The sequence below is a fragment of the Cellulomonas palmilytica genome (assembly GCF_021590045.1).
GTDB lineage: Bacteria > Actinomycetota > Actinomycetes > Actinomycetales > Cellulomonadaceae > Cellulomonas > Cellulomonas palmilytica.
Genome location: NZ_CP062221.1, coordinates 1,872,594 through 1,892,056, shown reverse-complemented (window position 1 = coordinate 1,892,056; position 19,463 = coordinate 1,872,594). Strand labels below are relative to the sequence as shown.

The window sequence follows — 19,463 nt, the reverse complement described above, 5'->3', positions numbered from 1 at the left end:
GCGGTCACCAGCCGCCGCCACCGCCCCCGCCGACGCCACCGCCGGAGAAGCCGCCGCCGGAGAACCCGGAGTCCCCCGACGAGCCGGGCGTGGGCGCGGTGAGCGACTCGGTCGCGACCGTCTGGAACCGGTCGATCGAGGACGCGAAGCCCGACGCCCAGAACACCCCGGGCAGCGGGTCGTAGTACCCGACGTACCAGCCGGGCGCGGCGATCGCGCGGCCCTGCGCGGCGAGCTCGGCGAACACGCGCGCCCATCGCTCGGCGACGCCGAACACGATCGCGTAGGGCAGGTACCGGCTGAAGACGTCCTGCCCCTCCTCGAACCGGATCTGGTCGGCCTCGGCGGTCGTCAGGTACGTCCGGAAGCCGAGCGCCTGCGCGAGCACCGCGGTGCCGTCCTCGGTGCGGGCGGGCGCGTGCTTGGCGCACACGAGCACGACGACCCCGACGAGCCCGATCGCGACCGGCACGAGGGCGAGCCCCCCGGGCGCGGACGACGACGAGCCCCCGACGGCGATCGCGACGGCCAGCGCGATCCCCGCGGCGACGATCAGCGCGATGCCCGCGGCGATCCAGGCCCCGCGCACGGACTTCGGGTTGGCGCGGAACCAGCCGAGGCTCGTCACCTGGTCGTACAGCGCGTCCTGGACCTTGCCCATCGACGTGGCGAACGTCTGCTTGAGGTCGGACAGCGTGACGCTCGACCGGTCGTCGAACACGTCGTCGAGGAGCCGCACCTCGTACTCGAGCAGTGCGCCGTCGGCCGGCCGCAGCCGCACGAGCGTCCAGTCCTTCGGCTTCTTCTTCGGGTTCTTGCGCGGGACCTCCTCGATGCGCAGGTAGCCGCGCACGGCGAGGTCGATGAGGGTCGCGGTCACGTCGACGGGGTCGGCCTTCTCGTCGACGAGCGTGCCGAGCTCGCCGGGCCGCACGTTCTCGGGCGGAGTGAACTGCACGCTCACGGGCGTGCGCTTGTCGCGGTACCCCGAGCCGACGTCCTGGCCGTGGACGGGCCGCAGCCCGGGCGTCAGACCGAGGTAGGCGCGGTCGCGTCCGGTGCGCCGCACGCGCCGCACGGCGAGCGCGCTGCCGCCCAGCGCGGCGAGCACCGCGACGCCGCCGAGCGGCGAGGCGGGCGCCCACACGGCGGCCGGGTCGGGCCGCTCGACGAGGATCGGCTCGGCTCCGACGAACGTGCCGCCGGGCCAACCGGTCACGGTCGTGAACGGCTCTCCCCGGCCGAGCAGGTCCTGCGTGAACGTCGCGGTCGCCCCCAGCGTCGACGCGGACGTGCACGGCGCCGTCGATCCCGACGGACCGGCGAAGCAGACGGCACCCTCGACGTCCGCGGGTCCGGTGACGGTCGCGCTCACGTCGCCGATCGGGATCTCCCACCCCTCGCCGATGACGTTCCAGTACAGCTCGTCGCCCGAGTGCTGCTCGTTCGCGGGGTTCACGAGCCCGTCGACGCGGTAGGTCAGGCGGTAGGACTGCACGCCCGACACGTCGTCGACGTCCTCGTCGCCGATCCGTAGCGTGAGCCAGCCGTCGCTCTCCTCGCGGTGGAGGTCCGCGGGCGCGCCCGACGGGCTCGACACGGTGATCCCGCTGTACTCGAACGCGCGGTCGAGCGTCTCGTCGTACCCCTGCCGGGTCGGCAGCGTGAGGTACGGGCCGTGGCCGGGGTCGTCGCCGAAGTCGAAGTCGAAGTCGACGCTCACGTCCGCGACCCCGGACGCGTCGAGCGTCGCGGTCACGTCGTACCGCGTGATCTCGCGGCCGTTCGTCTGGTCCGGCGCGGCGGTCGCGGCGAGCGCGGTGCCGACGAGCACGGCGCCGGACAGTCCGAGGACGACGCCAGCGCGGCGCGCGGCGCGCCCGGCCGGCAGGGAGTGGCTCGCGATTCGGTGCACCGCCGCAACCTATCGCGACCTGCGGCAAGGCGACCGGGACCCGTCAGCGGTCGCGGCGCTCCCGGATCGCGCGCTGCGCCTCCATGTTGTCCTGCCGCTCGCGCAGCGCCTGGCGCTTGTCCCAGTCCTTCTTGCCTCGGGCCAGCGCGATCTCGACCTTCGCGCGGCCGTCGAGGAAGTACAGCGCGAGCGGGACGACGGTGTGCCCCTTCTCGCGGGTGCGGGACTCGAGCCGGTCGATCTCCTCGCGGTGCAGCAGGAGCTTGCGCTTGCGGCGCGGCGCGTGGTTGGTCCACGTGCCCTGCGCGTATTCGGGGATGTGCACCCCGTGCAGCCACGCCTCGCCGCCCTCGACCTCGCACCAGCCGTCGACCAGCGACGCGCGGCCGGCGCGCAGCGCCTTGACCTCGGTGCCGGTCAGCACGACGCCGGCCTCGAAGACGTCCTCGATCGTGTAGTCGTGGCGGGCCTTGCGGTTGGCGGCCACGAGCTTGCGCCCGGAGTCCTTGGCCACCGCGCACCCCTCCTCGTTCGTCCTGGCGGTCCCGTCGTCACGACGAGCCGCACGCGCACGTCGCTCGTGCGCCCGACGAGCGTACCCGCCGACCCGCCGAGAGCTCGCGGGCTTATCGCCGGCCGGCGACGGGCTCAGAGCCCGAGGTACGGCCGCGGGTTCGTCGTCGAGCCGTTGACGTACACCTCGAAGTGCAGGTGGCACGCCGCCGAGGTGCCGGTGTTGCCGGCCCGGGCGATGAGCTGACCCGCCTTGACGTGCGCACCGGGCTTCACGACGAACGACGACAGGTGGTTGTAGCTCGTCGCGAGCGACCGTCCGTTGACGGTGCCGTGCGTGATCATCACCTGGTTGCCGTACCCGTAGCGGTACTGCGTCCAGGCCACCGTCCCGGAACGGGCCGCGTACACGTCGTTGCCGCAGTAGTCGCGCAGGTCGATGCCCGCGTGCAGGCGCCAGTACCTCAGCACCGGGTGGAAGCGCATGCCGTACTCGGACGTCACGACGATCGGCCGGGTCTGCGTCGGGTTGACGAACAGCGTGCCCGACGAGGGCGGCGGGTCACCCGGGTCCTTCGCCCGCTCGGCGTCGCGCTTCTTCTGCTCCTCGATCGCCTTGCGCAGGTCGGACTCGATGCGCCTGGCCTCCTGCTCGATGCGCGCGAGCTGCGCGGTGATCTCGCCCTTCTTCGCGAGCAGCGCCGCCTGCTTCTCCTTCTCCTCGGCGAGCAGCGCGTCGAGCTTCGCCTTGGCGTCCTCGGCGGCCTTCTTCGCGGCCTTGGACTGCGCGACCTTCGCGTCGGCCTCGTCCTTGAGCTCGCCGATGCGCGTCTGGACCGCCTCGAGGCGCTCCGCGGAGTTGCGGTTGCCGGACTCGGTGGCCTGCAGGTCGTCGAGCACCTGCGCGCGCGTGCGCAGCGCCTGGCTCATGAGGTCGGCGCGCTGGATGAAGTCCTCGCTCGAGTCCGCGTCGAGCACCATGCTCACGCCCGACACGTCGCCGCCGCCGCGGTACGCCTCGCGTGCCATCTGCCCGATCGCCTCACGCAGGCGGGCCGACTCGTCGGAGTCCGCCTCGATCGTCGCGGACAGGTCGTCGGCCTGCTCACGCGCGTCCTGCAGGCGTGCCGCGACGATCGCGGCCTCGCGCTTCGCCTTCGCGTACTCGGCCTCGGCCTCCTGCACGGCGAGCCGCGCGGCGGGCAGCTGCGACCGCACCTCCAGCAGCCGGTCGGAGACCGCGCCGAGCTCGCCCTCGAGACCCTCGAGGACCTCCTCGGCGTCGGAGCGCTCCTTCTCGTTCGCGGACTTCTGCCGCTCGGCGGCCTTGCGGCGGTCGTCGATCGCGTCGGCGTTCGCCGGCGTCGCGACCGCGCCCAGCACGATCGTCGCGACGAGGCCCACGATCGCGAGCAGCGCACCCGGGCGAGACGCGCGGGTGCGTGCCCGCCGCAGGTCGGTCCGCAGGTCGGTCCGCAGGTCGGTCCGCGGGGCGGTCGGTCGGCTCGGTCGCGTGCGTCGGCGCATGCTCACACCTTCGTGTAGCGGCTCAGGGTCACGAGCGAGGAGATCGCAGCCAGCAGGATGCCGGCAACCACCAGGAGCGGCGCGACCGTGAGGACGTCGGCTGTGGTCACGTACGGGATCCAGGAGACAGTACCGCCCAACCAGTCCGTGACCAGGTACTCCACGCCGAGCCACAGCCCGCCGACCGCCATGAGCGACCCGACCGTCGCCGCGATCGCCCCCTCGAGCATGAACGGCAGCTGGATGAACCACGTGGACGCGCCGACGAGCCGCATGATGCCGGTCTCGCGCCGGCGGGACATCGCGGACAGGCGGATGGTCGTGGTGATGAGCAGGACGGCGGCGACGAGCATGACGGCGGCGAGCCCGCCCGTGAGCAGCGTCGCGCGGTCGATCACCAGGAAGAGGCGGTCGAACAGGCGCCGCTGGTCCTGCACGGACTCGACGCCCTGCTTGCCGGACACGACGTCCGCGACGACCTCGTACTGCGACGGGTCGGTGAGCTTGATGCGGAACGAGGAGTTCATGTCGTCGACGGTCGCGACCGACGCCCACGACTGGTCGCCGAACTGCTTCTTGAAGGAGTCGAACGCCTCCTCCTTGGTCTCGAAGAAGACCTCCTCGACGAGCGGGGCGATCTCCGGCTCGTCGAGCGCCGCGGTGATGGCGTCCTTCTGCTCGTCGGTGACCTCACCGCCCGCGCACGTCGGCTCGGGAGACGTCGCCGGGCAGAGGAAGACCGAGACCTCGACCTTGTCGTACCAGTCGTCCTTCATCTTGCCGATCTGCAGCTGCAGCAGGGCGGCGGAGCCGACGAACGTCAGCGAGACGAACGTGACGAGGACGACCGAGATCGTCATCGACAGGTTCCGACGAAGACCGATGCCGATCTCGGAGAGGATGAATCGCAGTCGCATGTCGCCCTCGCCTCAGCGGTCCGAGCCGTAGACGCCGCGCGACTGGTCGCGCACGAGCTCACCGGTCGCGAGCTCGACGACGCGCTTGCGCATCTGGTCGACGATCTCGTCGTCGTGCGTGGCCATGACCACCGTGGTGCCGGTGCGGTTGATGCGGTCGAGCAGGCGCATGATCCCCAGGGACGTCGTCGGGTCGAGGTTGCCGGTGGGCTCGTCGCACAGCAGGATCTGCGGCCGGTTGACGAACGCGCGCGCGATCGCGACACGCTGCTGCTCACCGCCCGACAGCTCGTGCGGACGGCGCTTCTCCTTGCCCGCGAGCCCGACCATCTCGAGCACGTCCGGGACGGTCGTGAGGATCTGGTGCCGCGGCTTGCCGATGACCTGCAGCGCGAACGCGACGTTCTCGAACACGGTCTTGTTGGGCAGCAGGCGGAAGTCCTGGAAGACCGCGCCGATCTGGCGACGCAGCTGCGGGACCTTCCACGACGACAGCGAGCCGAGCTCCTTGCCCGCGACGAAGACCTTGCCGGCCGACGCGCGTTCCTCGCGCAGCACGAGGCGCAGGAACGTCGACTTCCCCGAGCCGGACGCGCCGACGAGGAAGACGAACTCACCGCGCTCCACCTCGAGCGTGATGCGGTCCAGCGCGGGGCGTGCGCCGCGCGCGTAGACCTTGGTGACGTTCTCGAACTTGATCACGCTGCTCGCTCGGGTTGCTCGCTGCGGCGGGTCCCGCACCACCGGACCGGGCGCACCCGGCCACCGGACGGGTGTCCGGCGCGTCGAGACTAGGCACCGCCGCCGTGGGCCCGGTCCGGCGACACGCCGTGCGGGCGGGGAGGTCCGGTGAAGGTCGACGATCGGGCGCGACCGATCCGGACGAACCGGACGGGACGTGCCGCGCGGACGTGCCGGGCACGTGCGCCGCGGCCACGCGCGGTGTCAGCGCAGCGCGTGCAGGCGCGGCTGGCGGCGCACCGTCGCGCCCGTGATCGCCGCGAGGACCTCCTCGTGGCTCGTCGTCGCCGCGTCGAACGTGCCGTTGTTGCGGCCGTGCCGCAGGACGACGATGCGGTCGGACACCGCGCGCACGTCCGTCATGTTGTGGCTGATGAGGATGACCGCGAGACCCAGCTCGCGCAGCCGCTCGATGTGGGTGAGCACCTCGGCGGTCTGCGCGACCGACAGGGCCGCGGTCGGCTCGTCGAGCACGACGATGCGCGGCTCGCCGATGAGCGTGCGCGCGATCGCGACCGACTGCCGCTGCCCGGCCGAGAGGGTCGACAACGGCGTGCGGACCGACGGGATGCGCGAGTTCAGCTTGTCGAGGACGCGGCGCGCGGTGGCCTCCATGTACCCGTCGTCGAGCAGCCCGCCCGAGCGCACCTCGCGTCCCAGGAAGAGGTTCGACGTCACGTCGAGGTTGTCGCACAGCGCGAAGTCCTGGAACACGGTCGCGATGCCGAGCTGGTGCGCGGCGGCCGGCGTCGTGATCGTCGTGGGCTCCCCCGCGATCTCGATGAGGCCCGCGTCGGGCGTGTACGCACCTGCGACGACCTTGGCGAGCGTCGACTTGCCGGCCCCGTTGTCGCCGACGAGCGCGACGACCTCGTGCGCGAACACGTCGATGTCGACGCCCGCGAGCGCCTCGACCGCGCCGAAGTTCTTGCTGATGCCGCGCATGGACAGCAGAGGCACCGGCACCGCGTCCATGTGCTCACCTGCCTCACGTCGTCGTGTTGCGGTCAGTGAAGTCTCCCACTCCTGCGTCGTCAACGGTCCTCCATCGACGTCATCCCAACCCCTCGACGTCGACGGTCTCGTCGACGCTCAGAGGCACGTCGGTCGACTGGACCGCGAGTGCCAGCGCCCCCACCATCTCCGCGCGCGTGCCGAGGCTCGCGCGTACCACCTCCAGCGGCGCGATGCGGTTCGGCAGCGCGTGCCGCGAGAGCGCCGCGCGCAGCGGCGCCACGAGCGTCTCGCCGGTCTCCGCGAGCTCCCCGCCCACGACCACCACCTGCGGGTTCACCGCCAGCACGAGCCCCGCGAGCGCCGCCCCGATCACCGCACCGGCCTCCGCGATCGCGTCGCCGCAGCGCTCGTCGCCCTGGTTGGCGCGCTGCACGACGTCGCGCAGGCTCGCGATCCCAGGCACGGGCCCGACCGCGTCGAGCAGCGCTCCCGCCCCGACGACCGTGTCGAGGCACCCGCGCCGGCCGCACCGGCACGGCTCGCCGTCGGGGCGCACCGTGAGGTGCCCGATCTCCCCCGCGGTGCCCGCGAAGCCGCGCAGCACCTGGCCGCCGAGGACGATCCCGGCGCCCACGCCGTACGACGCCCGCAGGAACAGGCTGTCCGCGTGGTCCCGCGCGGCGCCGACGGTGGACTCCGCGACGGCCGCCAGGTTCGCGTCGTTGTCGACGTACACGGGCAGCTCGAGCCGCTTGGACAGGACCTGCCCGAGGTGCACGTCGTCCCAGCCGGGCATGATCCCCTCGACGGAGATCATCCCCGTCGCGAGGTCGACGGGAGCCGGCACGCCGACGCCCATGCCGACCACGTCGCCGAGCGACGCCCCGACCCGTTCGAGCAGGTCGATCACCAGCAGCGCGACCCGGTCGAGCGTCGTGTCGACCCGGTGCTCCACCGGCAGCGGGAGCGTCTGCTCGGCGAGGATCTCGTGCGAGAAGTCGCCCAGCGCGACGCGCAGGTGCCGGTGGCCGATCTGCACGTCGGCCGCGAGACCCACGCGGCGGGCGAGCGTGACCATCTGGGCACGCCGCCCGCTGCGCGTGGTCGCGACAGTGTCGACGACCCCCGCGGCGTAGAGCTCGCGGACGATCGTCGACACCGTCGCCTGGGACAGACCGGTGGCCTCGGAGAGCTCGACCTGCGTCAGGCCGCCGTACCGCTTGACCGTCTCGACGACGAGCTGGCGGTTGGCCTCGCGCAGGGACGACTGTGAGCCGGCCGTGCTCGCTCGCCTGCTCACGCTCGCACCCTAGTGTCCGTCGGGCCGGGACCCGGCCAGTTCCGTCGTGTCAGCTGCTCGTGCCGGCGCGACGCTTGTTGATCAGGTCGAACGCCACCGCGAACAGCAGCACCAGACCCTTGATCGCCTGCTGCCAGGACGGGTCGACCGACATGATCGACAGGCCCATGTTCAGCACGCCCATGATGAGCGCACCGACGATGGCGCCCGAGATCCGGCCGATACCGCCGGTGACGGCCGCGCCACCGATGAAGCAGGCCGCGATCGCGTCGAGCTCGAAGCTCTGGCCGGCGGCCGCGACGGCCGCACCGCCGCGGGCGGTCGTGATGATCGCCGCGACGCCCGCGAGGGCGCCGATGTTGACGAAGATCATGAAGTCGACGCGCTTGGTGCGCACACCCGACAGGCTCGCCGCGGGTCGGTTGCCACCGACCGCGTAGATGTGCCGGCCGAAGACCGTGCGCCCCATGAGGAACGTGTAGGCGACGATCAGGACACCGACGATCACGAGGATGATCGGCATGCCGCCGGCCGACAGCGACAGCAGCACGGACAGGAAGCCGAGCGCGATCGCGATGCCGACGAGCTTCGCGACGAACAGGCCGAACGCCTCGACGTGCAGGTCGTGCTTGCGCAGCTGCATGCGGGCGCGGAACTGCGCGAACGCGAAGGCCGCGAAGGCGAGCGCACCGATGACGAGCGTGACGACGTCCATGTCTCCGCTGAAGCCGAGGAAGTTCGGCAGCGAGCCGGAGACGATCGAGTTGAAGTCGTCGTCGTTGACGCGGATGGTCTGGCTGACCACGACGAGCGCGAGGCCGCGGAAGATCAGCATGCCGGCGAGCGTCACGATGAACGCCGGGATCCCGATGTACGCGATCCAGAAGCCCTGCCAGGCGCCGACCACGGCTCCGATCGCGACGCCGATGAGCACCGCGACCCACCACGGCAGGCCCCAGTCGGTGATCGACACGGCCACGACACCGCCGACGAACGCGACGACCGACCCGACCGACAGGTCGATGTGACCGGCGACGATCACCATGACCATGCCGATGGCGAGCACCATGACGTACGCGTTCTGCTGGAACAGGGAGACGACGTTGTCCGGCTTGAGGAGACGGCCGTCGGTGAGCCCCTGGAAGAGCAGGACGATCAGCACGAGCGCCGCGAAGATGCCGTACTGGCGCGCGTTCCCGCCGAGGCCCGACAGGCGCTGGCTCAGCGGGACGCGGGCCTGCTCACCGGGGGGCATCGCGGGGGCGAGGTTGGTGTCGGTGCTCATCGGGGAGTCACGTCCTTCTCCATGGTCATGTAGTGCATGAGTCGCTCCTGGGTCGCGTCCTCGCGGGCGACCTCGCCCGTGATGCGCCCCTGGGACAGGGTGTAGATGCGGTCGCAGATGCCGAGCAGCTCGGGCAGCTCCGACGAGATGACGATGACGCCCTTGCCCGCGTCAGCCAGCTTGTTGATGATCGTGTAGATCTCGTACTTCGCGCCGACGTCGATGCCGCGCGTCGGCTCGTCGAGGATCAGCACGTCCGGGTCGGAGAAGATCCACTTGCTCAGCACGACCTTCTGCTGGTTGCCGCCGGACAGCTTCCCGACGAGCGCCTCGACCGTGGGCGTGCGGATGCCGAGGTCCTTGCGGAACCGCTCGGCGACCTTCAGCTCCTCGTTGCGGTCGATGACGCCTCGCGAGGCGACCTTGTGGATCGCGGCACCCGAGATGTTGTCCCGGATGGTCGAGATGAGGTTCAGCCCGTAGTGCTTGCGGTCCTCGGTCGCGTACGCGAGTCCCGCGTCGATCGCCGCACCCACCGTGTGGAGCTGGACCTCGCGGCCGTCCTTGTAGACGCGCCCCGAGATGTGCGAGCCGTACGCCCGGCCGAACACCGACATCGCGAGCTCGGTGCGTCCCGCACCCATGAGCCCCGCGATGCCGACGATCTCGCCGCGCCGCACGTTGAGCGACGCGCCGTCGACGACCTTGCGGGCCTGGTCGAGCGGGTGGTGCACGGTCCAGTCCTCGATGCGCAGCACCTCGTCGCCGATGGACGGCGTGTGCTCGGGGAACCGGTGGTCGAGCGGGCGCCCGACCATGCCGCGGATGATCCGCTCCTCGGTCACGCCCTCGGCGCGCATGTCCAGCGTCTCGATCGTCTGGCCGTCGCGGATGATCGTCGTGGTGTCGGCGATCGACTCGATCTCGTTCAGCTTGTGGCTGATGATGATCGAGGTGATGCCGAGGTCACGCAGACCGCTGATCAGGCCGAGCAGGTGCGCGCTGTCCTCGTCGTTCAGGGCCGCGGTCGGCTCGTCGAGGATGAGGAGCTTGACCTCCTTGGAGAGCGCCTTGGCGATCTCCACGAGCTGCTGCTTGCCGACGCCGATGTCGATGATCTTGGTGTCGGGGCGCTCGTCGAGACCGACGCGCTCGAGCAGCTTCGCGGCCTCGGAGTTGGTGTGGTTCCAGTCGATGACGCCGCGCTGCGCGCGCTCGTTGCCGAGGAAGATGTTCTCGGCGATCGACAGGAACGGCGACAGCGCCAGCTCCTGGTGGATGATGACGATCCCCACGTGCTCCGAGTCGCGGATGGTGCGGAACTCGGCGGTGCTGCCCTCGAAGACGATGTCGCCCTCGTAGGTCCCGTGCGGGTAGACGCCGGAGAGCACCTTCATGAGGGTCGACTTGCCCGCGCCGTTCTCGCCGCAGATCGCGTGGATCTCGCCGCGGCGGACGGACAGGTTCACGTCCGAGAGGGCGAGTACGCCCGGGAAACGCTTGGTGATGCCCCGCATCTCGAGGATGTAGTCGGGTGTTGCTGTGGTGTCCATCTGGTCCTCGGTCCTTGCCCGGTCACGACCGGTCCGCCGGGTGGCGGACCCTGACGGTGCCGCCCTGCCCCGGGCGGCGGGCCCGACCGGCCGCCGACGCACCCTGGCGAGGGTGCGCCGGCGGCCCGCGTCAGGCGCGGGTCACAGACCCAGGTCGGATGCCGAGTAGAAGCCGGACTCGACCAGGTCCTTCTCGACCGTGTCGGGCGTGACGACCTGCGGGTCGAGCAGCAGCGTCGGGACGGTCTTGACGTTGTTGTTGTACGTGGTCGTGTCGTTCACCGTGACGTCGCCGCCCGCGACGACCTCCTTGACCATGTTGGCGACCGCGTCACCCAGCGCACGCGTGTCCTTCCAGACCGTCATGGACTGCTTGCCGGCGAGCATGTTGAGCACGTTCGCCTGGTCCGCGTCCTGACCGGTCAGGACCGGCCAGCCCTCGCCGGCCTTGTAGCCGGCGCCGGTGAGCGCCTGCGAGATGCCGAGCGCGAGCGAGTCGTTCGGGGACAGCACGACCTCGACCTTGGTGTCGCCGCCGTAGAACGAGTTGAGGCGGTTCTCCATCTCGGCCTGGGCGTCGTCCGAGCCCCAGCCGAGGATGCCGATGTTCGTCCACTGGTCGTCCGTCTTGGGCGCCTTGCCCGACGGCACGACGAGCTTCCCGTTCTCGACGTACTGCTTGAGGATGTCCCAGGCGCCCTGGAAGTAGAACTTCGCGTTGTTGTCGTCGGGCGACCCGGCGAACGGCTCGAAGTTGAACGGGCCCTTGCCGTCCTTGAGGCCGAGGGTCTCCTCGATGAAGGTGCCCTGCATCTGGCCGACCTTGTAGTTGTCGAACGTCGCGTAGTAGTCGACGTTCGGCGTCTCGTTGATCAGGCGGTCGTACGCGATGACCTTGACGTCCTTCGCGGCGGCCTGCTCGAGCACCGGGCCGAGCGTGGTGCCGTCGATCGAGGCGATGACGAGCACCTTGGCGCCGTCGTTGATCATGTTCTCGATCTGGCTGATCTGCTGGTCGGTCTTGTTGTCCGCGTACTGCAGGCTCGTCTCGAAGCCCGCCTCCTCGAGGAGCTCCACGAGGTGGGCGCCGTCGCGGTTCCACCGCTCGAGGGCCTTCGTCGGCATGGCGATGCCGATGAGGCCGCCCTCCTCCGCCGCCGCGCCGCCCGTGGCACCCGCGCCGGCGGTCGGCTTGTCGTCGTCGCCGCTGCGCTCGCTGCTGCACGCGGCGAGGGAGGCGGTGAGCAGGCCGGCGGTCGCGATGGCGACCGACAGCTTCTTCCAGGTCTGGGACATCGTCGTCTACTCCTCTGGCACACCGTCCGGGGCGCGTCGGTGCGGCTGCCGCCGCTCCGTCCGTGCGTGGAGCCGTCTTTGACCCACTGCCCCGGAGTGATGGCTTGAATTCAAGACTCAAAGCCAGCACGAACGCAAGCGCCGTTATCAAAGCGTGTCCTGCGCGTCGAACAGGACGCACGGATTGGGTGCATTGGCTTCGCTTCGCAACCCGAAGTCATCCTATGTGCTCTACGTCACACTGGGTGGTTTCGGGCCCGACGCGCCCCCGCGATGCCCCCTCGACCGCGACAATCGACGCGTGGCTGTGACCATCCGCGACGTCGCGCAACGCGCCGGCGTCAGCAAGACGACGGTCTCGCGCGTGCTCAACGGCCGCGACGAGCTCGACGCGCGCACCGCCGCACGCGTCCGCGCCGTGATCGCCGAGCTCGGCTACGTCCCCAACGCACGGGCGGTCGCGTTCGCACGCGGCTCCACGCACGTCGTCGCCATGCTCCTGCCCTCGCTCACCTGGCCCTGGATCGGCGAGGTCGTCCAGGCAGCGATCGAGGCCGTCGAGGACGAGGGCTACGGGATGCTCGTCTTCACCACCACACAGGGCGAGGAGTCGATGCGCCGGTTCACGGAGCACGTCTCCGCGCGCGCGTTCGACGGCCTGCTCGTCGTCGAGCCCGAGGGCCAGCTCGACTACATCACCCGGCTGCACGACGAGGGGCTGCCCGTCGTCCTCATCGACGACCGCGGCCACGAGCCGCGCTTCGGCTCCGTCGCGACGACGAACCGGCTCGGCGCGCTCGCCGCCGCGCACCACCTGCTCGGCATCGGACGCCGCGCTCCCCTGGTCATCAGCGGCGACCCGCGGTTCGGCTGCGTGCAGGACCGCCTCGCAGGCTTCGCCGAGGGCTTCGCCGCCGCCGGCCGCACGCTCGACCCCCTGCACACCGTCGAGGGCGACTTCAGCTACGAGTCCGGTCAGGCCGCCGTGCACCGCGCGCTCGAGGCCGGCATCGAGTTCGACTCCTTGTTCGTGCACAACGACACCATGGCGGCCGCCGCCATGGTCGAGCTGCGCCGCGCCGGCCTGCGCATCCCCGACGACGTCGCGGTCGTCGGGTTCGACGACCTGCCGTCCGCCGCGCAGACCGACCCGCCGCTCACGACCGTGCACCAGCCCATCCGCGAGATGGGTCAGGCCGCGGCGCGCGCCCTGCTCGCGAGCTTCCGCGGCACGCCCGTGCCGAACGAGCCGATCATCCTGCCCACGTCGTTCACCGTGCGAGCGTCGACGGTCGGCTGACCGCCCGCTGGCCCGGCCGGCACCGACCCGCCCGGCACCGAGCCGTCAGGCCGACTGCGTCTCCTGCGCGCGACGCCAGCGGATGCCCGCCTCGATGAAGTCGTCGATGTCGCCGTCGAACACCGCCGCCGGGTTCCCGACCTCGTGCTCCGTGCGCAGGTCCTTGACCATCTGGTACGGCTGCAGCACGTACGAGCGCATCTGGTCGCCCCAGCTCGCCTTGATGTCGCCCGCGAGCTCCTTCTTCGCCGCGCGCTCCTCCTCCTGACGCTGCAGGAGCAGGCGCGACTGCAGGACGCGCAGCGCCGCCGCCCGGTTCTGGATCTGCGACTTCTCGTTCTGCATCGACACGACGATGCCCGTCGGGAGGTGCGTCATGCGCACCGCCGAGTCCGTCGTGTTGACCGACTGACCACCCGGGCCCGACGAGCGGAACACGTCCACCTTGATCTCCGACTCCGGGATCTCGATGCTGTCCGTCTGCTCGATCAGCGGGATCACCTCGACCGCCGCGAACGACGTCTGCCGGCGCCCCTGGTTGTCGAACGGCGAGATGCGCACCAGGCGGTGCGTGCCCGCCTCGACCGACAGGTGCCCGTACGCGTACGGAGCCTTGACCTCGAACGTCGCCGACTTCAGGCCGGCCTCCTCCGCGTAGGAGGTGTCGAGCACCGCCGTCGGGTAGCCGTGCCGCTCGGCCCAGCGCAGGTACATGCGCAGCAGCATCTCCGCGAAGTCCGCCGCATCCACGCCACCCGCGCCCGAGCGGATCGTCACGACCGCCTCACGCTGGTCGTACTCCCCCGCCAGCAGCGTGCGGACCTCGAGCTGGTCCAGGTCCTTGCGGATCTTGACGAGCTCCGTCTCCGCCTCGGCGAGCGTGTCCTCGTCCTCCATCTCCTGCCCCAGCTCGACCAGGGTCTCGAGGTCGTCGATGCGGGACTTCAGCTTGTCGACCCGCTCGAGCTCGCTCTGCGCCGACGACAGCGCGCTCGTCACCTTCTGCGCCGACTCCGGGTCGTCCCACAGGTCCGGCGCCGAGGCCTGCTCCGACAGGCGCGCGATCTTCTCCCGCAGCGCGGTCGGGTCGCTCACCGACTGGATGGACTCCAGGGTGGTGCGCAGCTCGCGGATCTCAGCGGGAAAGTCGGTGGTGGCCACGACCGTCCAGGTTACCCGCAACCTCCACGGCGACCCGCCACGTCCACGGAACCTCCCGCTCTCCCTCAGTCGGCGGTGGCGCTGGCTTCGGCCCGGATCGTGATGCCGTCGGTCCACGCGCTCAGGACCCATGCCGTCGACGACGGCCGGACGCGGGCGACGAGCGCGATCCGAGCGGTGCGGGGGCCCTCGGCGACGGCCTCGCTGACCGCGAACTGGCGCCAGCCCGCGGTCTCGTCGGGGTGCGCCGCGAGGTACTCGGTGACCGCGCTGCGCACCGAGCCGTCCGTGAGGGCCAGGCGGGCCTTGCCCTCGTTGCCGTAGTAGACGCCCTCGGCGATCGAGTCGGACGCCTCGAGCGCGAGCAGGTCGGCGAGCGCGACCAGCCGCTTGTGCTCGAGGTGCAGCTGTGCGGCCGACGCCACGACGAGGACGAGCATCGACGCGAAGACCACGACCCCGAACGTCAGCACGATGACCTGGCCGTCGTCGGCCCCGCCCGCGCGGCGCAGGCGGCGGCGCAGCGCTTCACAGACCCGGCTCACCTGATGCTCCGGTACTCGTCGACGACCGCGACGTGGCTCGACGACACGGGGATCTCGAGCGGGACGACGTCGCGCACCATGTCGGGCACGAACGGCAGCGGGACGACGACCTGCACGCGTGCCTCGACGTGCGCGTCGGGCTGCAGGCACGGCGACTGCTCGCACGTCACGACGAGCGCCTCGGCCGGCTCGTCGTCGAAGCCCTGGTCCTGGAGAGCGACCCCGGTGACGGCCGCGGCTCGGGCGGCCGCCGACGTGGCGTCGTCCGCCGCGACGTACACGCGGGCCGCCTCGCGCGCGGCCGACTCGACCGCGTAGCTCGCGGCCTCGAGCCGCGCGAGGACCATCACGAGGTACACGAGCGGCAGCAGCAGGACGAACGCGAGGCCGAGGAACTCGACGATCGCGCTTCCGTCGTCGCGCGCGTCGCCGTGGCGGACCCGCGCCGCGAGGCGCGCGACGAGCCGGCGGAGGGCCGGCGGCACGGGCGTTCCGCCGCTCACGGCAGGTCGTCCTCGGCGATCGCGTGGCCCGACACCGTGAGCCGGCCCGCAGGGCCGATCAGGCCGATCACCGGAAGCGGCGCGCGCACCTCGACCTCGATCATCTCCACGCCGTCGACAACGACGCGCCGCGCGGTCACGTCGGACGCGTAGCCGTCGGCCAGCGAGCCGGCGACCAGCTCCCGCGTGCGTCGTGCGGCGTCGCTCGTCGAGCGGCCGTCGAGCGCGCCGTACCGGGCGCCCGCGGACGCGCTGTCGACCAGCGTGTTGCGCACGTGCAGCCCGAGCGTGAGCTGCACGATGCCGAGGGCGATCACGACGATCAGGCCGCCGATCAGCACGAAGTCGACGACCGCCGCACCGTCGTCCGCACCCCCGGCGGCGCGGCGCGTCAGGTGTTGTTGACCTCGTCGACCGCGTTGCTGAACAGGTTCTGCAGGAGCGGGCGGGCGAGCGTCAGCAGCGCGACGACGAGCGCGGCGGTCATGAGCGTCACGAGCACCCAGCCGGGCACGTCTCCCCGGTCCCGCCCCGCGGCCCGCAGCCGCCCCGTGAACCAGCCGTGCGTGCGCACCGCCAGAGTGAGCGTCGAGTCCTGCACGCGGTCCCGCACCCGGGCCACCCGCGCGCTCCCGTGCCGCAGCGTCGTCATCCGTACCTCCTCGTGAGACCCCGCCGTGCGGCGGGGTGCCGATGGTCGCGACGCGCGGCCGGGTCGGCCGCGGCGTCGTGGTCTGGTCGTGCCTGTCCGTCGTGCCGGCGTTCGTCGTGCCGGTGCTCGTCATGCCGGTGCTCGTGGTGCTCGTCGGGCGGTTCACAGGCCCACCTGCAGCACGACGGCACTGGGGAAGACCGCGAACAGGACGGTCACGGGGAGGATGAGGAAGACCACCGGGATCATCATCAGGACCTCCTTGCGACCGCCCGTCTCCATGAGCAGGCGGCGACCCTCCTCGCGCACGTCCTGCGCCTGGGCGCGCAGCACGTCGGCGAGCGGCGCACCGCGCTCGACCGCGACCGCGACGCCCTCGGCGAACCGCGTGAGGGCGGGCACACCGGTCCGGTCCGCGAGGCCGTCCAGCGCCTGCACGAGCGGCAGGCCGGCGCGCGCGTCGGCGAGCGTGCGCTCGAGCTCGACGCTCAGCTCGCCGTGCGTGCTGCGCGTGACGCGTTCGAGCGCGCCGAGCGCGCCCTCGCCCGCGCCCACGGCGAGCGCGAGCAGCTCGGCGATCGTCGGCAGCTCGGCGACGATGCGCGCCTCGCGCTCGCGGACGCTGCGGCCGAGCATCCAGTCGGGCGTCAGCACACCGACGAAACCGCACACCCCGACCAGCACGACGAGCGCGGCCGTCTGCGAGCCGCGCGTCGCGGCGAGCACCAGGGCGAGCGCGAGCCCGGCCGCGAGACCGAGCGCCCCCGAGACCACCTGCCCCGCACGGAACTGCTCGACCGACTCCGCGCGCCCCGCGCGCTGCAGCCGACGCGCGAGCTCGGACGTCGGCGAGCCGATCCTCGTCACGAACCGCACGCCATCGGCGAGGACGGGCGCGAGCAGGCGCTCGAGCACGGGGACCGGCCCGCGCACCGACGGCAGACCGAGCAGGCCGGAACCGGCGCGGCGGGGCCGCAGGTAGGGCGCCAGACGCTGGTCGAGCGTGATCCGGCGGCTGCGCACGCGCGCGATGATGACGAGCAGGCCGCACGCCGCGAGCAGGCCGGCGAGGCCGCCCTGGACCGCCGGGCTCACCGCAGCACCCGCGGGTCCTCAGGGAGCCGCGCGACGCGCAGCATGAGCGAGTACGCCACGACGGTGCAGGTCGCGCCCGTGAGCAGCACCGCGAACCCGGCAGGGCTGTCGTAGGCGCTCGCCGCCTCGGTGCGCGTCGCGAGCAGCGCGAGCACGATCCACGGCGCCGCGACCGCGAGCCGCGCGGCGTAGACGGTCCAGCTCTGGCGCGCCTCGAGCTCCCCGCGCGTGCGCACGTCGTCGCGCAGGAACCCGGACAGCGTCCGCAGGAGCCGGCCCAGGTCGGTGCCGCCCACGTCGCGCGTGATGCGCAGCGCCTCGATCACGCGGTCGGCCACCGGGTCGGCCAGGCGCGCCTTGAGCAGGTCGAGGCTCTCGGCGAACCGCCCGGTCGCGCGGTAGTCCTCGCCGAACGCGCGGAACGGCGCGCGCAGCTCCTCCGGGCCGCGCTCGCCGACCTGCGCGACCGCCTCGGGCAGCGCGAGCCCGGCACGGATGCCGGACGCCAGGTGGTCGACGACCTCGGGCCACAGCTGGCGCAGCCGCGACCGCCGACGCCGCGCCCTGCCCCGCACGACCGCGAGCGGTGCCGCCGCGGCGAACGCCGCGAAGAAGAGCGAGACGGTCGGGACGCGCGTCAGGCCGATCGCCAGGACGAGCGTCACGATCCCGAGGGCCGTGCTCGCCACCGCGAGCCCGCCGGGTGTCACGCCCTGCACCCCGGCCTGCACGAGGTCGTCCTGCAGTCGCGCACGCCACCGCGCGGAGCGCCCCTCGCTCGTCGTGACCTGCGGCCAGAACGACCACCACACGCACCCGACGCCCGCCCCCAGCACGAGCCCCACGACGACGTCCACGCTCAGCCCCTCGCCCGCAGGAGCGCCGCGAGGTCGATCCCGAGCCGCGCGAACCGCTCGGCGTGCGGCGGGAAGCCGTCGCCCCGCACGAGCCGGTCGTCGCGCCACGCGAAGATCTCCGCGGTCTCCACGACGCCCTGCTCGGTGCGGCCCGGCACGCCCACGACCTCCCGCACACGCCGCCGCCCGCGCGAGTCGTGACCGAGGTGCACCACGAGGTCGACGCAGGAGGCGACGGTCGGCACGACGAAACGGTCGGAGACGTTCTCGCCCGCGAGCAGCGGCAGCGTGCAGAGCTTGGTGACGGCCTCGCGCGCCGAGTTGGCGTGGATGGTGCACATCGCGGGGACGCCCGCGTTGAGCGCGATGAGCAGGTCGAGCGCCTCGGCCTCGCGCACCTCCCCGACGAGCAGGCGGTCGGGGCGCATGCGCAGCGCCTCCTTCACCAGGCGGCGCAGCGGGATCTCACCGGTGCCCTCGAGGTTCGGCTGGCGGCACTGCATCGCGACCCAGTCGCGTGCCGCGAGGCGCAGCTCGAAGACCTCCTCGCACGAGATGATCCGCTCGCGCACCGGCACGGCACCCGACAACGCGTTGAGCATCGTCGTCTTGCCCGCCTGCGTCGCCCCGGAGACGAGGACGTTGAGCCCCGCCCGCACTGCCGCGGCGAGGAACGCCGCGGCGTCGGGCGGCAGCGAGCCGAGCGCGACGAGGTCCTCGAGGTGGTCCGCGCGCACGACGTACTTGCGGATGTTCACCACCCAGTCCTTGCGGGTGATGTCCGGGATCACGGCGTGCAGCCGCTCCCCGCCCGGCAGGGTCGCGTCGACGAACGGGCTCGACAGGTCGAGCCGACGCCCGGACACCTTGAGCATCCGCTCGACGAGCTCGCGCACCTCGACCGCGGTGAGGATCGTCGTGGTCAGCTCGGGCTCGCCGCGCCGGGCGACGAACACCTGCTGCGGGTTGTTGATCCAGATCTCCTCGACCTCGGGGTCGTCGAGGTAGCGCTGCAGCGGCCCGAACCCGGCGACCGCGTCGAGCACCGCCTTGTGCGCCGCGGCGCCGTCGACGAGCGGCGGCACGACCCCGAGCACCGAGCGCGCGTCGTAGTCCGCGATCGCGTCCTGCACGAGCGACGTGATCCCCGGGCGGTCGCGCACCGGGTCGATGCCGCGCCGACGGATCAGCTCGCGCACCTCACGCTCGAGGATCCCGAGCCCTTCCATGCATCCCCCTGCATCGTCCGCCGTCCAGCACGCCGTCTCACCCGACGGTCCCGCCGGTCCGCCCGGCACATCGCCCGACATGTCCGTTTCTGCCAGGGCATGCGCACCCTACGGGAC

At 71.9% G+C, this 19,463-nt stretch carries 19 protein-coding genes; 1 reads left to right on the top strand and 18 read right to left on the bottom strand.

Annotated elements, in window-relative coordinates; translation table 11 throughout:
- Positions 1 to 4: 4 nt before the first annotated feature.
- The 10 genes from F1D97_RS08665 to F1D97_RS08620 all read right to left on the bottom strand — a co-directional run bounded on the left by F1D97_RS08665 (position 5) and on the right by F1D97_RS08620 (position 12,004).
- Positions 5 to 1,915, bottom strand: coding sequence for a DUF2207 domain-containing protein (locus F1D97_RS08665; protein WP_236123416.1), 1,911 nt, complete (start codon positions 1,913 to 1,915; stop codon positions 5 to 7).
- Positions 1,916 to 1,958: 43 nt separating this feature from the next.
- Complete coding sequence (gene smpB / locus F1D97_RS08660) at positions 1,959 to 2,429, bottom strand: SsrA-binding protein SmpB (RefSeq protein ID WP_236123415.1); 471 nt, start codon at positions 2,427 to 2,429, stop codon at positions 1,959 to 1,961.
- A 134-nt stretch (positions 2,430 to 2,563) separates the two neighbouring features.
- The gene (locus F1D97_RS08655; protein ID WP_236123414.1) at positions 2,564 to 3,955 is read right to left on the bottom strand and encodes a peptidoglycan DD-metalloendopeptidase family protein; all 1,392 of its coding nucleotides are present in this window, start codon (positions 3,953 to 3,955) and stop codon (positions 2,564 to 2,566) included.
- Between the two features lie 2 nt (positions 3,956 to 3,957).
- A complete protein-coding gene (ftsX, locus tag F1D97_RS08650) occupies positions 3,958 to 4,872 on the bottom strand; it encodes a permease-like cell division protein FtsX (RefSeq protein ID WP_236123413.1) in 915 nt (304 codons plus the stop codon).
- A 12-nt stretch (positions 4,873 to 4,884) separates the two neighbouring features.
- Positions 4,885 to 5,574 (bottom strand): cell division ATP-binding protein FtsE, encoded by a 690-nt coding sequence (gene ftsE, locus F1D97_RS08645; RefSeq protein WP_094179555.1) that lies wholly within the window; start codon positions 5,572 to 5,574, stop codon positions 4,885 to 4,887.
- Positions 5,575 to 5,817: 243 nt separating this feature from the next.
- The gene (locus F1D97_RS08640; protein WP_236123412.1) at positions 5,818 to 6,588 is read right to left on the bottom strand and encodes an ATP-binding cassette domain-containing protein; all 771 of its coding nucleotides are present in this window, start codon (positions 6,586 to 6,588) and stop codon (positions 5,818 to 5,820) included.
- 79 nt (positions 6,589 to 6,667) lie between these two features.
- Positions 6,668 to 7,870 carry an ROK family transcriptional regulator gene (locus tag F1D97_RS08635; protein ID WP_236123411.1) on the bottom strand — a complete coding sequence of 401 codons (1,203 nt, stop codon included), beginning with the start codon at positions 7,868 to 7,870 and terminating at the stop codon, positions 6,668 to 6,670.
- A 49-nt stretch (positions 7,871 to 7,919) separates the two neighbouring features.
- Complete coding sequence (mmsB, locus tag F1D97_RS08630; protein WP_236123410.1) at positions 7,920 to 9,155, bottom strand: multiple monosaccharide ABC transporter permease; 1,236 nt, start codon at positions 9,153 to 9,155, stop codon at positions 7,920 to 7,922.
- Positions 9,152 to 10,708: a multiple monosaccharide ABC transporter ATP-binding protein gene (gene mmsA, locus F1D97_RS08625; protein WP_236123409.1), complete on the bottom strand. Its 1,557-nt coding sequence runs from the start codon at positions 10,706 to 10,708 to the stop codon at positions 9,152 to 9,154. Before mmsA ends, mmsB begins: the two co-directional genes overlap by 4 nt.
- A 141-nt stretch (positions 10,709 to 10,849) precedes the next feature.
- Positions 10,850 to 12,004, bottom strand: coding sequence for a substrate-binding domain-containing protein (locus F1D97_RS08620; RefSeq protein WP_236123408.1), 1,155 nt, complete (start codon positions 12,002 to 12,004; stop codon positions 10,850 to 10,852).
- A 301-nt stretch (positions 12,005 to 12,305) separates the two neighbouring features.
- Between F1D97_RS08620 and F1D97_RS08615 the strand changes: the two genes are divergently transcribed.
- Positions 12,306 to 13,304: a LacI family DNA-binding transcriptional regulator gene (locus tag F1D97_RS08615; RefSeq protein WP_236123407.1), complete on the top strand. Its 999-nt coding sequence runs from the start codon at positions 12,306 to 12,308 to the stop codon at positions 13,302 to 13,304.
- A gap of 45 nt (positions 13,305 to 13,349) precedes the next feature.
- Here the strand turns inward: F1D97_RS08615 and prfB are convergent, their stop codons facing one another.
- From prfB to F1D97_RS08575, 8 genes are all read right to left on the bottom strand, one after another.
- Complete coding sequence (gene prfB / locus F1D97_RS08610) at positions 13,350 to 14,465, bottom strand: peptide chain release factor 2 (protein WP_236123406.1); 1,116 nt, start codon at positions 14,463 to 14,465, stop codon at positions 13,350 to 13,352.
- Positions 14,466 to 14,530: 65 nt separating this feature from the next.
- Positions 14,531 to 15,010: a hypothetical protein gene (locus F1D97_RS08605; protein WP_236123405.1), complete on the bottom strand. Its 480-nt coding sequence runs from the start codon at positions 15,008 to 15,010 to the stop codon at positions 14,531 to 14,533.
- A complete protein-coding gene (locus F1D97_RS08600) occupies positions 15,007 to 15,513 on the bottom strand; it encodes a TadE/TadG family type IV pilus assembly protein (RefSeq protein ID WP_236123404.1) in 507 nt (168 codons plus the stop codon). The genes F1D97_RS08605 and F1D97_RS08600 overlap by 4 nt, the downstream gene beginning before the upstream one ends.
- Positions 15,510 to 15,854, bottom strand: coding sequence for a TadE/TadG family type IV pilus assembly protein (locus F1D97_RS08595; RefSeq protein WP_236123403.1), 345 nt, complete (start codon positions 15,852 to 15,854; stop codon positions 15,510 to 15,512). Before F1D97_RS08595 ends, F1D97_RS08600 begins: the two co-directional genes overlap by 4 nt.
- A 50-nt stretch (positions 15,855 to 15,904) precedes the next feature.
- On the bottom strand, positions 15,905 to 16,165 hold the full coding sequence (locus F1D97_RS08590) for a hypothetical protein (RefSeq protein ID WP_371860793.1): 261 nt from the start codon (positions 16,163 to 16,165) through the stop codon (positions 15,905 to 15,907).
- Between the two features lie 162 nt (positions 16,166 to 16,327).
- On the bottom strand, positions 16,328 to 17,260 hold the full coding sequence (locus F1D97_RS08585) for a type II secretion system F family protein (protein WP_236123402.1): 933 nt from the start codon (positions 17,258 to 17,260) through the stop codon (positions 16,328 to 16,330).
- Positions 17,257 to 18,117 (bottom strand): type II secretion system F family protein, encoded by an 861-nt coding sequence (locus tag F1D97_RS08580; protein WP_236123401.1) that lies wholly within the window; start codon positions 18,115 to 18,117, stop codon positions 17,257 to 17,259. Before F1D97_RS08580 ends, F1D97_RS08585 begins: the two co-directional genes overlap by 4 nt.
- Before the next feature lie 2 nt (positions 18,118 to 18,119).
- Positions 18,120 to 19,346, bottom strand: coding sequence for a CpaF family protein (locus tag F1D97_RS08575; protein ID WP_236123400.1), 1,227 nt, complete (start codon positions 19,344 to 19,346; stop codon positions 18,120 to 18,122).
- Positions 19,347 to 19,463 lie beyond the last annotated feature (117 nt).

What these genes read in the sequence shown, in the direction of transcription:
- mmsB (WP_236123410.1), bottom strand. Translation starts at nt 9,155, where the DNA reads ATGAGCACCGACACCAACCTCGCCCCCGCGATGCCCCCCGGTGAGCAG.
- F1D97_RS08640 (WP_236123412.1), bottom strand. Translation starts at nt 6,588, where the DNA reads ATGGACGCGGTGCCGGTGCCTCTGCTGTCCATGCGCGGCATCAGCAAG.
- F1D97_RS08620 (WP_236123408.1), bottom strand. Translation starts at nt 12,004, where the DNA reads ATGTCCCAGACCTGGAAGAAGCTGTCGGTCGCCATCGCGACCGCCGGC.
- ftsX (WP_236123413.1), bottom strand. Translation starts at nt 4,872, where the DNA reads ATGCGACTGCGATTCATCCTCTCCGAGATCGGCATCGGTCTTCGTCGG.
- F1D97_RS08590 (WP_371860793.1), bottom strand. Translation starts at nt 16,165, where the DNA reads ATGACGACGCTGCGGCACGGGAGCGCGCGGGTGGCCCGGGTGCGGGAC.
- mmsA (WP_236123409.1), bottom strand. Translation starts at nt 10,708, where the DNA reads ATGGACACCACAGCAACACCCGACTACATCCTCGAGATGCGGGGCATC.
- F1D97_RS08655 (WP_236123414.1), bottom strand. Translation starts at nt 3,955, where the DNA reads ATGCGCCGACGCACGCGACCGAGCCGACCGACCGCCCCGCGGACCGAC.
- F1D97_RS08575 (WP_236123400.1), bottom strand. Translation starts at nt 19,346, where the DNA reads ATGGAAGGGCTCGGGATCCTCGAGCGTGAGGTGCGCGAGCTGATCCGT.